A 12,876-nucleotide genomic window follows, 5' to 3' on the forward strand; every position below is an offset into this window, starting at 1 on the left:
GCATGACCCGCGCTTTTGCCCTCGCCCTTGCCCTCAGCGGCGCGGCCTCTGCCAGCACGGACGGCGGCACGCACGCGCTGCTCGGGCAGCTCACGCTGCTCCTGCTCGTCGCCGCGTTCGCCGCGTACCTGTCGTTCCGCGCGGGCCTCGTGCCCATCATCGGGTTCCTGCTTGCTGGTGTCCTCGTCGGCCCGTCCGTGCTGGGCGTCATTGACGACCCGGCCCTGATCAGTACTGCCAGCGAAATCGGCGTCATGCTGCTGCTGTTCGCCATCGGCATCGAGTTCAGCCTGGAGCGCCTCGCGCGCATCGGCCGCGCCATCTTCCTCGGGGGCGGCGCGCAGGTCGCCCTCACGGTGGCCGCCACCACGCTGCTGCTCACGCTGCTGGGCGTGTCCGTCCCGAACGCCCTGTTCACCGGGTGCCTGCTGGCGCTGTCCAGCACCGCCATCGTCATGAAGCTCCTCGCGGACCGGGGCCGCACCGGCAGTGAGGCCGGGCAGCTGAGTCTCGCGGTGCTGATCTTCCAGGACCTCGCCGTGGTCGTCATGGTGCTGCTCGTGCCCATGATGGCCGGGCAGGGAGGCGGCCCGCTCGGCGTGCTGCTCGCGCTCGCCAAGGCGGGCGGCATCGTCGCGGCGGTGCTGCTGCTCGCGCGGCGTGTCCTCCCGAAACTGCTGGAGGTCGTCGCGCGCACCTGCTCGCCGGAGATTTTCCTGCTCACCATCGTCGCGGTGTGTTTCGGCACGGCGTACCTCACCAGCCTCGCGGGCGTCAGCCTCGCCCTCGGCGCGTTCCTCGCAGGCCTGATCGTCAGTGAGAGCCGCTTCGGGCGCCAGGCGCTCGGCGAGATCCTCCCGTTGCAGATTCTGTTCAGCGCCGCGTTCTTCCTGTCGGTCGGTCTGCAACTCGACGTGCGCTTCCTCCTCACGAACCTGCCGCTGGTGCTGCTCGCGGTGGTGCTCATCGCCGTGCTGAAAACCGCCGTGACCGCCGCCAGCCTGCGCCTGCTGGGCACCAGTACACTCACCGCGACCGCGACGGCCCTGCTGCTCGCGCAGATCGGCGAGTTCTCATTCGTGCTCGAAAGCACCGGGCGCGCCCTGGGCCTCACACCCGCCGGCCTGGGCGAGCGCGGCACGCAGACGTTCATCGCCGCGACCGTCCTGCTGATGGCCTTCACGCCCCTGCTGGCGCGCCTCGGCGAGCGCCTGCCCGCCCGCACCCCCAGGCCCGCCCCGGCGCCTGCCGCGCCGGACACCGGGCACGGCCCGCTCGGGCACCTGCGGGACCATGTCATCCTCGCCGGGTTCGGCGCGCACGCCCGCCGCGTCGCCCGCGCCCTGCACCGCCAGCACCAGCCGTTCGGGGTGCTGACCCTCAGCCCGGGCGGCGCCGCCGACGTCGCTGAGCACGACGTGCCCGTCGTTATCGGCGATTACGCGCGCGCCGCGCTGCTCAGCGAGGCGGGCGTCGCGCACGCCCGCGCGCTCGTCGTCGCGGACGACGCCCCCGACATGGCTGCGCGCGTCATCAGCGTCGCCCGCACCCTCAACCCGGACCTCACCATCGTCGCGCACGTGGACCGGCTCGACGACGCCGACGAACTCCGCCACGCCGGCGCCACCCACGTCCTCACCGGCCACGACGAGGTGGCGCTCGGCGTTCTGCACCACCTCACGCCCGGCGAGCCGGGGCGCGCTCACCTGCACCGCGCCCTGCACGGCCCGCTCCCCGTGGCGCTCGACGCCGACCAGCTCGGCATGTGCGAGCACACCGCGCAGACCACCTGCGTCACGCCCGAAGCGGACGTCTGCCCCGAATGCGTCGCGCTCGGCGACCGCTGGGTGCATCTGCGCGTCTGCATGACCTGCGGGCACGTCGGTTGCTGCGACAGCAGCAAGAACAAGCACGCCACCGCGCACCACCACGCCAGCGGCCACCCGATCATCCGCAGCCTGGAACGCGGTGAAACCTGGGCGTACTGCTACCCGCACGACCTCACGAAGTAACGAGAGGGGCGCCACATGTGGCGCCCCTCTTCATTTGAGCCGTTACAGGCTGATCAGGAACGGATCTTCGAGGCTCTCGCAGATGAAGCGCACGAAGCGCGCCGCGTCCGCGCCGTCGATGAGGCGGTGGTCGTACGACAGGCTGATCGGCAGCATGTTGCGCGGCTCAAACTCGCCTTTCTCCTTGTTCCACACAGGCTCGAACCCGCCGCGGCTCACGCCGAGGATCGCCACTTCCGGGCTGTTCACGATGGGCGTGAACGCGTGCCCGCCAATCCCACCGAGGTTCGAGATGGTGAACGTCGCGCCCTGCATCTCGTCCGGCTTGAGTTTCCGCTCGCGCGCCTTGTTCGCGAGGTCCGTGAGGCCCAGGACGATCTCGGTGATGCTCATGCGGTCCACGTCCTTCAGGACGGGCACGAGCAGGCCATTCGGGGTGTCCACAGCCACGCCGAGGTTCACGTAGTCCTTGTACACGACCTGCTGGTTCGGCAGGTCCAGGCTCGCGCCGAACTTCGGGAACTTCCGCAGGGCGTTCGCGACGACCTTCATCAGGATGTGCGTCATGGTGAGCTTCCCGCCGGCCTTCTCGACGCGCGCGCCGAACTGCTTGCGGACCTCTTCCATGCGGGTCACGTCGGCCTTGTCGAAGTGCGTGACCATCGGGATGGTCGTCCACGACTGCGTCATGCTGCGCACGGTGGCCTTGCGAACGCCGCTCATGTCCTCGCGGCGCACCGCGCCCCACTTCTCGAAGTTGGGGAGGGGCGGCACGGGCGAGGCCGGCGTGGGCGCCGCGACCGGCATGGCCGCCTGCGGCGCGACCGGTGCAGCGGCCTGAGCGGGCGCCGGCGTACTCGCGGGCGCGCCACTCACGGCGCGGCGCACGTCGTCCTCGCTGATGCGGCCCGCGACGCCGCTGCCCTGCACCGTCTGGATGTTCACGCCCAGTTCACGGGCGAGGCGGCGGACGCTCGGCGCGGCGTGCACGACGTTGCGGCCGTCGAACAGCTGCGGCGCGCGCGTCGTGGCCGGGGCCTGGGCGGGCGTGGGGGCGGGGCTGCTGGCCTGCTGCTTCTGCGACTCGGCCTGCGCCTGCGCGACGCGCTCGGCCGTGCCGGCGTTCGGCGCGACCGTCGTCGCCTCGTCTGTCTCGCCGCCCTGGCCGACCACGCCGAGCGCGTCGCTGCGGCCCGCGCCGAGGTTCGTGTCACTGGGGACGTTCCCGCCCGCGCCGCCGCTGAGGGTGAGGATGGTGCCGCCGATCTTGACGGTGTCGCCCTCCTTGACCTTGACTTCAGCGACCGTGCCGGCGGCGCTGCTGGGCACCTCCACGACGGCCTTGTCGGTTTCGATCTCGATGATGGGCTGACCTTCGGTGACGGTGTCGCCGGCCTTCACGAGGATCGTCACGACCGTGCCCTGCTCGATGTTGTCCCCCACGTCGGGGAGTTTCACTTCTGTCGCCATGTGCGCACCTCTAGTGTGGATCGTAGAACGACCCGAGCGGCGCCCGCGCGCGGGCGCCGCCGGGAAAGTCTTAACGCAGGACCGGCGCGGCGCGCTCGGGGTCGATGCCGTACGTGCGCAGGGCGCTCGCCACCACGTCGCCCTTCACCTTGCCGTCGCGCAGCAGCGCGTACAGGGTCGCCACGACGATGTGCTTCGCGTCCACCTCGAAGAAGTCACGCAGTTCCTCGCGCGCCTCGCTGCGGCCGAACCCGTCCGTGCCGAGCGCCCAGAGTTTCCGGTCGAGGTGCCCGTTCAGGCCGTCCGCGCCGAGCTTCACGTAGTCCGTGACGCTCACGAGCACGCCCGGAGCGTTCTCGGCGCTGAGCTGCTGCGCCACGAAGCTGACTTTCGGTTCGCGCTCCGGGTGCAGCATGTTGTCGCGCTGCACCAGCAGGGCCTCCTGGTGGAGTTCCTTGTAGCTGGTGACGCTCCACAGGTCCACGGCCACGCCGTGCTGCTCCTCCAGCAGGCGCACCGCTTCGAGCGCGGCGGGCATGCTGGGGCCGCTCGCGAGGAGCTGCGCGCGCGCCTTGCTCTTCTTGTCGCTGCGGCGCAGGCGGTACAGGCCGCGGATGATGCCGTCGATGACTTCCTCGCGGTTCTCCGGCATGGGGAGCTGCACGTAGTTCTCGTTCTCCACCGTGACGTAGTAGAAGATGTCCTGGCCTTCCTGGTACATGCGGCGCAGGCCGTCATCGACGATGACCGCCAGCTCGTACGCGAACGCCGGGTCGTACACCTTCAGGTTCGGGACGACGTACGCCTGCAGGAGGCTGTTGCCGTCCTGGTGCTGCAGGCCCTCACCGGCGAGGGTGGTGCGCCCGGCCGTCGCGCCGATCAGGAAGCCCTTGGCGCGCTGGTCCGCGGCGGCCCACACGAGGTCGCCGATGCGCTGCATGCCGAACATGGAGTAGAAGACGTAGAACGGGATGGTCGGCACGCCGTGCACGGCGTACGCCGTGCCCGCGCTGATCCAGGAGGCCATCGCGCCGTCCTCGGTGATGCCTTCCTCGAGCATCTGCCCGTCGGTGGACTCCTTGTAGGCCATCAGCGAACCGAAGTCGACCGGCTGGTACGTCTGCCCGCGCGGGCTGTAGATGCCGATGCGCGGCACGAGCGCGTCCATGCCGAACGTGCGGGCCTCGTCGGGCACGATGGGCACCACGAGGTCCTTGACGTTCTTGTCGCGCAGCAGCTTGCTGAGGATCTGCACGAACGCCATGGTGGTGCTCACCTCGCGGCCGCCGCTGCCCTTGAAGAACTCCTCGAAGAAGTCCATGCCGGGAATCTGCACGTTCGGCTGCTCCACGCGGCGCGCGGGCGTGAAGCCGCCCAGCGCCTCGCGGCGCTCCAGGGTGTACTTCACCTCGGGGCTGTCCGGGCCGGGGTGGTAGTACTCGAGGTGCTCGACCTGCTCGTCGGTGAGCGGCAGTTCCAGGAAGGTGCGGAGGTCCTTGAGGGCGTGGAAGTCGAGCTTCTTGACCTGGTGCGCGACGTTGCGGCCCTGCGCGCTCTCGCCGAGGCCGTAGCCCTTCACGGTGCGCGCGATGATGACGGTCGGCTGGCCCTGGTGCTGGGTCGCGGCGCGGTACGCGGCGAAGACCTTCTTGACGTCGTGCCCGCCACGGTTCAGCAGCTCAAGGTCCGCGTCGCTCCAGCCTTCGATGAGCGCTTTGAGTTCCGGGGTGTTGAAGAACTTCTCGCGGAGTTCCTTGCCGCCGAACGCCGCGTAGCGCTGCGATTCGCCGTCCACGAGCTGCTCGAAGCGTTTCACGATGGCGCCGTTGTAGTCCTTGGCGAGCAGTTCGTCCCACTTGCTGTCCCACACGACCTTGATGACGTTCCAGCCGGCGCCGCGGAACAGCGCCTCGAACTCCTGGATGACCTTGCTGTTCGCGCGCACGGGGCCGTCGAGGCGTTGCAGGTTCGCGTTCAGGACGAACACGAGGTTGTCGAGGTTCTCGTACGCGGCGAAGCGGAGCGCGCCGATGCTCTGCGGCTCGTCCATCTCGCCGTCCCCGAGGAACGCCCAGACCTTCGCGTTGCCTTTGGGTTTCAGGCCGCGGTTCTCAAGGTACTTCATGAAGCGCGCCTGGTAGATCGCCTGGATGGGGCCGAGGCCCATGCTGACCGTCGGGAACTCCCAGTAGTCGGGCATCAGCCACGGGTGCGGGTAGCTGCTGAGGCCCTCTTCGCCCTGCAGTTCGCGGCGGAAGTTGTTCAGGCGCGTTTCGCTGAAGCGGCCCTCCAGGAAGCTGCGCGCGTAGATGCCGGGGCTGGCGTGCCCCTGGAAGAACAGCAGGTCGCGGTCCTGGCCGGCGCCGTGCGCGCGGAAGAAGTGGTTGAAGCCCACTTCGTACAGCTCGGCGGTGCTGGCGTACGTGCTGAGGTGGCCGCCGATGCCGTCGCTGTTCTTGTTGGCCTTCACGACCATCGCGACGGCGTTCCAGCGGTTGATGTTGCGGATGCGCCGCTCCATCTCGAGGTCGCCGGGGTACTCCGGCTGCGCTTCGGGCGGGATGGTGTTGATGTACGGCGTGTTCTGCTTGAACTGGATGGGCGCGCCCAGGTAGTAGGCGTAGTGGTCCAGTTCCTCCAGCAGGTTCGCGGCGCGCTCGCGGCCCGCGTCGGCAAACACGAACGCGAGCGAGTCGAGCCACTCCTGCGTTTCGATCTTGTTGAGCTTGTCCTGGTCCTGCGGACTCAGGCTGATCCTCGGGGGTCGTTTCGTCACGGCAAGGGTCCTTTCGGGGTGGGGGCGAGGGAACGCTCGGGCGGGCGCGGCCTTCATACCGCGCGCGTCACCGAACGACCGTTTGCATCGCTTCAGTCTAAAGGTCCCCACCCACCACCACAAACAACGCAAATCCCCGCCAGTCACCAAAAAGAGTGGTCAATCCGAGTACACTCCCCGTACCCCCTATGGAACTCCGCCACCTGCGCCACTTCATCGCCCTCGCCGAAGAAGGCCACTTCGGCCGCGCAGCCGAACGCGTCTACGTCGTCCAGCAGGCCCTCAGCAGCAGCATCAAGGCCCTCGAGGACGAACTCGGCGTCCCCCTCGTGCAGCGCACCACCCGCCGCGTCCAGCTCACCCCCGCCGGACAGGAATTCCTGCAGGGCGCGCGCGCCACCCTCGCCCTCGCCGAACAGACCGTCGCGCGCGCCCGCGCCGCCGCGCGCGGCGAGGTCGGCCGCCTCGTCGTCGGCTTCGTCAGCGGCCTCGCCTTCGGCGGCCTCCCGGAAATCGTCCGCACCTTCCGCGAAACGTACCCGCACGTCGCCGTGGAACTGCGCGAACTCACCGCGCAGGAACAGGAAGCCGCGCTGCGCGCCCACACCATCGATGTCGGCCTGATGCTCCTGCCCGTCCGCGACCCCACCCTCGCCCGCGAAGCCCTGTGGCAGCAACCCCTCGTGGCCGCCCTGCCCGCCGGGCACCCGCTCGCGCGCAAACGCCGGCTCCGCATCCACGACCTCGCGCGCGAACCGTTCGTGTTCTTCCCCCGCTACCTGCGCGCCACGTACTTCGACCAGGTCATGACGTGGTGCGAACGCGGCGGCTTCACGCCCCGCATCGTGCAGGAAGCCATCGAGGTGCCCACCCTGCTCAGCCTCGTTGCCGCCGGCATCGGCGTGTTCCTGCCCATCCGCTTCTTCGAACGGGTCGCGCTGCCCGGCGTCACGTACCGCCCCGTCGAGGACGCCCCCATCGTCGAAATCGACGCCGTGTGGCGCCGCGACGACGACCAGCCGGCCCTGCGCGCTTTCCTGAACGTCGCCCACACCGTCCTGCGCGGCGCCGGCGACGACCGCCCGGATGAACCCGCCCGCAACCCCACGTGAACCGCACTTCAGCGGCCCGTCACGCGCGCGCCATGCCCGCACGCAACGCTGAGCGCATGACCACCACCCTGCAAGGCAAAACCATCGCCATCCTCGCTGCCGACGGCGTCGAGGAAGTCGAACTCGTCAGCCCCCGCGACGCCGTCCAGGGCGCCGGCGCGACCACGCACCTCATCAGCCTGGAAGCCGGTGAGATCCAGAGCATGAAGGGCGACCTCGAACCGCAAGGGAAGTACGCCGTCGACAAGACCATCGATCAGGTCAGCGTTGACGACTACGACGGCCTGCTGCTGCCCGGCGGCACCGTCAACCCCGACAAGCTGCGCCTGAGTCCGCAGGCCATGCAGTTCGTCCGCGCCATGTACGACGCCGGCAAACCCATCGGCGCCATCTGCCACGGCCCGTGGAGCCTCAGCGAAACCGGCGTCGCCCAGGGCCTGCGCCTCACCAGCTGGCCCAGCCTCAAGCACGAACTGACCCTCGCCGGCGCGCAATGGGTGGACGAGGAAGTCGTCACGGACCGCGGCGTCGTCACCAGTCGCAACCCCGACGACCTCCCCGCGTTCAACCGCAAGATCATCGAGGAATTCGCGGAAGGCGACCACAGCGCCCGCCGTCAGTAACGCCCACAGCCAGGGGGCAGGCCCGGGCCTGCCCCCTCATGCACGCCAGAAGAGCGTTACGGCTGAATGACGACCTTGCCGGTCACGCGCCGCTCCGCCATGTCCAGCAGCGCGCGGGACGTGTCCGCAAGGGCGTACCGGGCGCTGATGCGCGGGCGAATCCTGCCCTCGCCCATCCACGCGAGCATCCGCGCGAGATTCGCGGCGTTCCCCCGCGGGTCGCGGCGCGCGAATTCCCCCCAGAACACCCCCACCAGCGACGCGCCCTTCAGGAGCGGCAGGTTCAGCGGCAGGCTCGGGATGTCGCCCGCCGCGAACCCCACCACCAGGTACCGCCCGCCCCAGCCGATGCTGCGGAACGCCGCCTCCGCGAAACGCCCCCCCACCGGGTCGTAGATGACGTCCGGGCCGCGCCCGCCCGTGAGGTCCTTCAGGCGCGCCCGCAGGTCCTCTGCTTCGTAGTTGATCACCTCGTCCGCGCCGTGCTCCGTGCACACCGCGAGCTTCTCGGCAGTGCTGGCCGCCGCGATGACGCGCGCGCCCAGCGCCCGCCCGATCTCCACCGCCGCGAGCCCCACCCCCCCGGCCGCGCCGAGGACCAGTAGCGTCTCACCGTCCCGCAGGTGCGCGCGGTCCACCAGCGCGTGGTACGACGTGCCGTACGCCAGCGTGAACGCCGCCGCCACATCGAACGGCACCTCGTCCGGCAGCGGCATCACGGCGCTCGCGGGTGCCCGCAGCTGCTCCGCGAACGCCCCGTGCCCCACGAACGCCACCGCGCGGTCCCCGGGCCGCACGTGCCGCACGCCCTCACCGACGCTGAGCACTACGCCCGCCGCTTCCGCGCCCGGCGTGAACGGCAACTCCGGCCGCACCTGATACTTCCCCTGAATCATCAGCACGTCCGGGAAGTTCACGCTCGCGGCGCGCACTGCCAGCACCACCTCGCCTGCACCCGCCACCGGCTCCGGCTGCGACTCCACCACCAGCGACTCCGGCGGCCCCCACGCCCTGCACACCACAGCGTCCATGTCCGCACCCCCTCAATTGAAGTGCAGGCAGCATACTCCCGCAGCAACCCAAACGAACCTGAAGGCGCCGCACACAACCGGGCCATCCGCGCCCCGCACCATGCGGGCATGACGCAGAACACCCAGGACCAGAACGCCGAACGGCCCCTCGCGCGCGGCGAGCACATCGCGCTGCGCCTCTGGCAGAATGAGGAACCGCACAAGAAGGACACGCACACCAGCCCGTACGAAACGGTCGGGTACGTCCTGTCCGGCCGCGCGGAAGTCATCGTGAACGGCGAGAGCCGCGTCGTCGGCCCCGGCGACAGCTATCACGTGCCGAAGGGCGCGCCGCACACCTACCGCATTCTGGAGACCTTCAGCGCCGTGGAAGCCACCACGCCGCCCGCCGAGTAAGGCACGACAGGAGGGGCGCCCCATTCCGGGGCGCCCCTCGCGTTGCGGGTGGCTTAGCCGCTGAATTCGAAGTCAGCGTACTCCTCAGTGGGCGGGCAGGAGCACACGAAGTTACGGTCGCCGAACACGTTGTCCACGCGGTTCACGGCCGGCCAGTACTTCCAGGCCTTCTGGTGGCGGCTGGGGAACGCGCCCGTCTCGCGGCTGTACGCGCGGTCCCAGTCGCTGCTGATCAGGTCGTCCTGGGTGTGCGGCGCGAAATGCAGCGGGCTCTCCTCGGCCTTGATCAAGCCGTCCTGCACTTCCTGGATTTCGCGGCGGATGGCGATCATAGCGTCCACGAAGCGGTCCAGTTCGGCTTTGGGTTCGCTTTCGGTGGGTTCGATCATGAGGGTGCCGGGTACCGGGAAGCTCATGGTGGGGGCGTGGAAGCCGTAGTCCATGAGGCGCTTGGCGATGTCCTCCTCGGTGATGCCGCTCGCGGCCTTGAGCGGGCGGATATCCAGGATGCATTCGTGCGCGACGCGCCCGCCCTTCCCGGTGTACAGCACGGGGTAGTGCTCGCGCAGGCGCGTGGCAATGTAGTTCGCGTTGAGAATGGCGACCTGGGTGCTTTCGCGCAGGCCCTGCGCGCCGAGCAGGCGGATGTACAGGTAGCTGATGGGCAGGATGCTGGCGCTGCCGTACGGCGCGGCGCTCACGGCACCCGTGGTGCTCTCGCTGGTGGGGCGCACCGCGTGGTTCGGGAGGTGCGGCGCGAGGTGCGCCTTCACGCCGATGGGGCCCATGCCGGGGCCGCCGCCGCCGTGCGGGATCGCGAAGGTCTTGTGGAGGTTCAGGTGCGACACGTCACTGCCGATCACGCCGGGCTTCGTGACGCCGACCTGCGCGTTCATGTTGGCGCCGTCGAGGTACACCTGCCCGCCGTGCTGGTGGATCAGGTCGCAGACCTCCTTGACGTTCTCCTCGTACACGCCGTGCGTGCTGGGGTACGTGATCATGAGCGCCGCGAGGTTCGCGCTGTGCTGCTCGGCTTTCGCGCGCAGGTCGTCCATGTCGATGTTGCCGTCCGCGTCGGTTTTCACGACGACGACGTTCATGCCCATCATGGCGGCCGTGGCGGGGTTCGTGCCGTGCGCGCTCGCGGGAATCAGGCAGATGTTGCGGTGCCCTTCGCCGCGCGCCTCGAAGTACTTGCGGATCACGAGCAGGCCTGCGTACTCGCCCTGCGCGCCGCTGTTTGGCTGGAGGCTGACGGCGTCGTACCCGGTGATGTCCGCGAGCCACGCTTCGAGTTCCGCGAGCATCTGCGCGTACCCTTCGGTCTGGTCGGCGGGCGCGAAGGGGTGCAGCTGCCCGAATTCCGGCCAGGTGACGGGGATCATCTCGGTGGTGGCGTTCAGCTTCATGGTGCAGCTGCCGAGCGGGATCATCCCGTGCACGAGGCTGTAGTCCTTGTTTTCGAGGCTCTTGAGGTAGCGGAGCATGCCGTGTTCGCTGTGGTGCGTGTTGAACACGGGGTGCGTGAGGTACGCGCTGGTGCGCGCGAGCCCCTCGGGGACGCCGCTCGTGGCGTCCCCGTCGAGGGCGAGCACGTCGGCGGCCTGCCCGGTGAGCGCCTCAATCACGTCGCTCAGGTCCGCGATGGTGACGGTTTCGTCGAGGCTCACGCCAATTTTGCCGCCCTCATAGCGGAAGTTGATGCCTTGGGCTTCGGCGCGCGCGCGGATGGCGGCCGCGTCGCCCTCGACCGTGAGCGTGTCGAAGAAGGTCGCGTTGGGGGTAAGCCCCGCATCGGTGAGCGCCTTATGCAGGATGCCCGTGAGGCGGTGCGTGCGCTCCGCGATGGTGCGAAGGCCTTCGGGACCGTGGTACACGGCGTACGCGGCGGCCATGTTGGCGAGCAGCGCCTGCGCGGTGCAGATGTTGCTGGTGGCCTTCTCGCGGCGGATGTGCTGCTCGCGCGTCTGCATGGCCATGCGCAAGGCGGTCTTGCCGCGTACGTCCTTGCTGACGCCGATCACGCGGCCCGGCATGCTGCGTTTGTAGTCGTCACGGCACGCGAGGAACGCGGCGTGCGGGCCGCCGAAGCCCATGGGCACGCCGAAACGCTGCGCGCTCCCGATGACGATGTCGGCGCCCATCTCGCCCGGCGCCTTGAGCAGAGCGAGCGCGAGCAGGTCCGTGGCGACGATGAACGCGCCCTGCTGCGCGTGGATCTTTTCGGCGATGGGGGAGAGGTCCGTGAGATCACCGTACGTGCCGGGGTACTGCACAAGCGCGGCGAACACCCCTTCGGGTACCTCGGTGGCCTTGCCGGTTTGGATTTCGTATCCAAAATACTCGGCGCGCGTGCGGATCACGTCCAGCGTCTGCGAATGCACGTCGTCCGCCACGAAGAACACGTTGCTCCTGCTCTTCGCGGTGCGTTTCGCGAGCGTCATCGCCTCGGCCGCGGCGGTCGCCTCGTCCAGCAGGGACGCGTTGCTGACCTCCATACCGGTCAGGTCCATCACGGTCTGCTGGAAGTTCAGCAGCATCTCCAGGCGTCCCTGGCTGATCTCCGCCTGGTACGGCGTGTACGCCGTGTACCAGCCGGGGTTCTCCAGCATGTTGCGCAGGATCACGGGCGGCGTGTGCGTGCCGCTGTACCCCATGCCGATATAACTGCGGAACACCTTGTTCTTCTCCGCCACGGCGCGCAGGTCCGCGAGCGCCTGCGCTTCCGTGACCGGCCCGCCCACCTTCAGCGGCTCGTGAATCAGGATGCTTTCGGGCACCGTCGTTTGCGTCAGTTCATCCAGGCTGCTCACGCCGAGCACGCTCAGCATCGCCTGAACGTCGTTCGCGTCCGGGCCGATATGGCGCTTCGTGAAATCGTCGGTTTGCAGCAGGTCCTTCAGGGGCTTCATCAAGGGGGTCCTCGTGCGCGCGGCAGGAATGGGGGGCGGGGAAGGATTCAAGAGACAGCCGTCAGCTCCGGCGGACGCGGGACACTGACGGCTGCGGGCACCCAGGGTTACTGGGCGAGGCTGTCGTACTCGTCCGCGCCGAGCACGTCGCCCAGGCCGGTGACGTGCATCTTGAACAGCCAGCCGTTCTCGAACGCACTCTCGTTGATGAGCTCCGGGCTGCCGCCCAGCGCCTCGTTCACCTCGGTGATCTCGCCGCTCGCGGGCGCGTAGATGTCGCTCGCGGTCTTCACGCTCTCCACGACCGCGACGGCCTCGCCGGCCGTGACGGTGCGGCCCACCTCGGGCAGCTCGACGTACACGACGTCGCCCAGCTGGTCCTGCGCGAACGCGGTGATGCCGACCGTGGCGACGTCACCTTCGACTTTGATCCACTCGTGGCTCTTGAGGTACTGGCGGTCCGTGGGGTTGCTCATGGGGTGCTCCTGTAGTGTCGCGCAACGCGGCGAATCAGAGTGTGTGCGGGGCCGGACTGGCGGTGCGG

At 69.2% G+C, this 12,876-nt stretch carries 8 protein-coding genes and 1 pseudogene; 4 read left to right on the top strand and 5 right to left on the bottom strand.

The genetic code is table 11. The features are described 5' to 3' along the window. Window positions 1–2: 2 nt before the first annotated feature. A complete protein-coding gene (locus DEIMA_RS05025; protein WP_013556151.1) occupies window positions 3–2,012 on the top strand; it encodes a cation:proton antiporter in 2,010 nt (669 codons plus the stop codon). Between the two features lie 42 nt (window positions 2,013–2,054). On the opposite strand, the pseudogene DEIMA_RS05030 reads toward DEIMA_RS05025, so the two are convergent. Both DEIMA_RS05030 and aceE read right to left on the bottom strand, forming a co-directional pair. Next, window positions 2,055–3,473: pseudogene (locus DEIMA_RS05030) on the bottom strand (2-oxo acid dehydrogenase subunit E2); the annotation flags it as partial. 79 nt (window positions 3,474–3,552) lie between these two features. Further along, window positions 3,553–6,258: a pyruvate dehydrogenase (acetyl-transferring), homodimeric type gene (gene aceE / locus DEIMA_RS05035; RefSeq protein ID WP_013556153.1), complete on the bottom strand. Its 2,706-nt coding sequence runs from the start codon at window positions 6,256–6,258 to the stop codon at window positions 3,553–3,555. A 188-nt stretch (window positions 6,259–6,446) separates the two neighbouring features. On the opposite strand from aceE, the gene DEIMA_RS05040 reads away from it, so the two are divergent. Together DEIMA_RS05040 and DEIMA_RS05045 are read left to right on the top strand one after the other, a co-directional pair. Next, window positions 6,447–7,370, top strand: a complete 924-nt coding sequence (locus DEIMA_RS05040) for a LysR family transcriptional regulator (RefSeq protein ID WP_013556154.1) — start codon at window positions 6,447–6,449, stop codon at window positions 7,368–7,370. Window positions 7,371–7,426: 56 nt separating this feature from the next. Continuing rightward, complete coding sequence (locus DEIMA_RS05045) at window positions 7,427–7,993, top strand: type 1 glutamine amidotransferase domain-containing protein (protein WP_013556155.1); 567 nt, start codon at window positions 7,427–7,429, stop codon at window positions 7,991–7,993. A gap of 56 nt (window positions 7,994–8,049) precedes the next feature. On the opposite strand, the gene DEIMA_RS05050 is transcribed toward DEIMA_RS05045, so the two are convergent. Further along, window positions 8,050–9,024 (bottom strand): NADPH:quinone oxidoreductase family protein, encoded by a 975-nt coding sequence (locus tag DEIMA_RS05050; protein WP_013556156.1) that lies wholly within the window; start codon window positions 9,022–9,024, stop codon window positions 8,050–8,052. A 108-nt stretch (window positions 9,025–9,132) separates the two neighbouring features. On the opposite strand from DEIMA_RS05050, the gene DEIMA_RS05055 reads away from it, so the two are divergent. Beyond that, window positions 9,133–9,420: a cupin domain-containing protein gene (locus DEIMA_RS05055; protein WP_013556157.1), complete on the top strand. Its 288-nt coding sequence runs from the start codon at window positions 9,133–9,135 to the stop codon at window positions 9,418–9,420. Between the two features lie 53 nt (window positions 9,421–9,473). On the opposite strand, the gene gcvP is transcribed toward DEIMA_RS05055, so the two are convergent. Continuing rightward, window positions 9,474–12,332 (bottom strand): aminomethyl-transferring glycine dehydrogenase, encoded by a 2,859-nt coding sequence (gene gcvP / locus DEIMA_RS05060; protein WP_013556158.1) that lies wholly within the window; start codon window positions 12,330–12,332, stop codon window positions 9,474–9,476. Window positions 12,333–12,439: 107 nt separating this feature from the next. Next, window positions 12,440–12,808 (bottom strand): glycine cleavage system protein GcvH, encoded by a 369-nt coding sequence (gcvH, locus tag DEIMA_RS05065; RefSeq protein ID WP_013556159.1) that lies wholly within the window; start codon window positions 12,806–12,808, stop codon window positions 12,440–12,442. Window positions 12,809–12,876 lie beyond the last annotated feature (68 nt).

The sequence above is a fragment of the Deinococcus maricopensis DSM 21211 genome (assembly GCF_000186385.1).
Lineage (GTDB): Bacteria > Deinococcota > Deinococci > Deinococcales > Deinococcaceae > Deinococcus_B > Deinococcus_B maricopensis.

Bases quoted from the DNA above. Each gene is read 5' to 3' on its own strand.
- DEIMA_RS05025 (WP_013556151.1), top strand. From the start codon at position 3: ATGACCCGCGCTTTTGCCCTCGCCCTTGCCCTCAGCGGCGCGGCCTCT.
- DEIMA_RS05040 (WP_013556154.1), top strand. From the start codon at position 6,447: ATGGAACTCCGCCACCTGCGCCACTTCATCGCCCTCGCCGAAGAAGGC.
- DEIMA_RS05045 (WP_013556155.1), top strand. From the start codon at position 7,427: ATGACCACCACCCTGCAAGGCAAAACCATCGCCATCCTCGCTGCCGAC.
- DEIMA_RS05050 (WP_013556156.1), bottom strand. From the start codon at position 9,024: ATGGACGCTGTGGTGTGCAGGGCGTGGGGGCCGCCGGAGTCGCTGGTG.
- DEIMA_RS05055 (WP_013556157.1), top strand. From the start codon at position 9,133: ATGACGCAGAACACCCAGGACCAGAACGCCGAACGGCCCCTCGCGCGC.
- gcvP (WP_013556158.1), bottom strand. From the start codon at position 12,332: ATGAAGCCCCTGAAGGACCTGCTGCAAACCGACGATTTCACGAAGCGC.
- gcvH (WP_013556159.1), bottom strand. From the start codon at position 12,808: ATGAGCAACCCCACGGACCGCCAGTACCTCAAGAGCCACGAGTGGATC.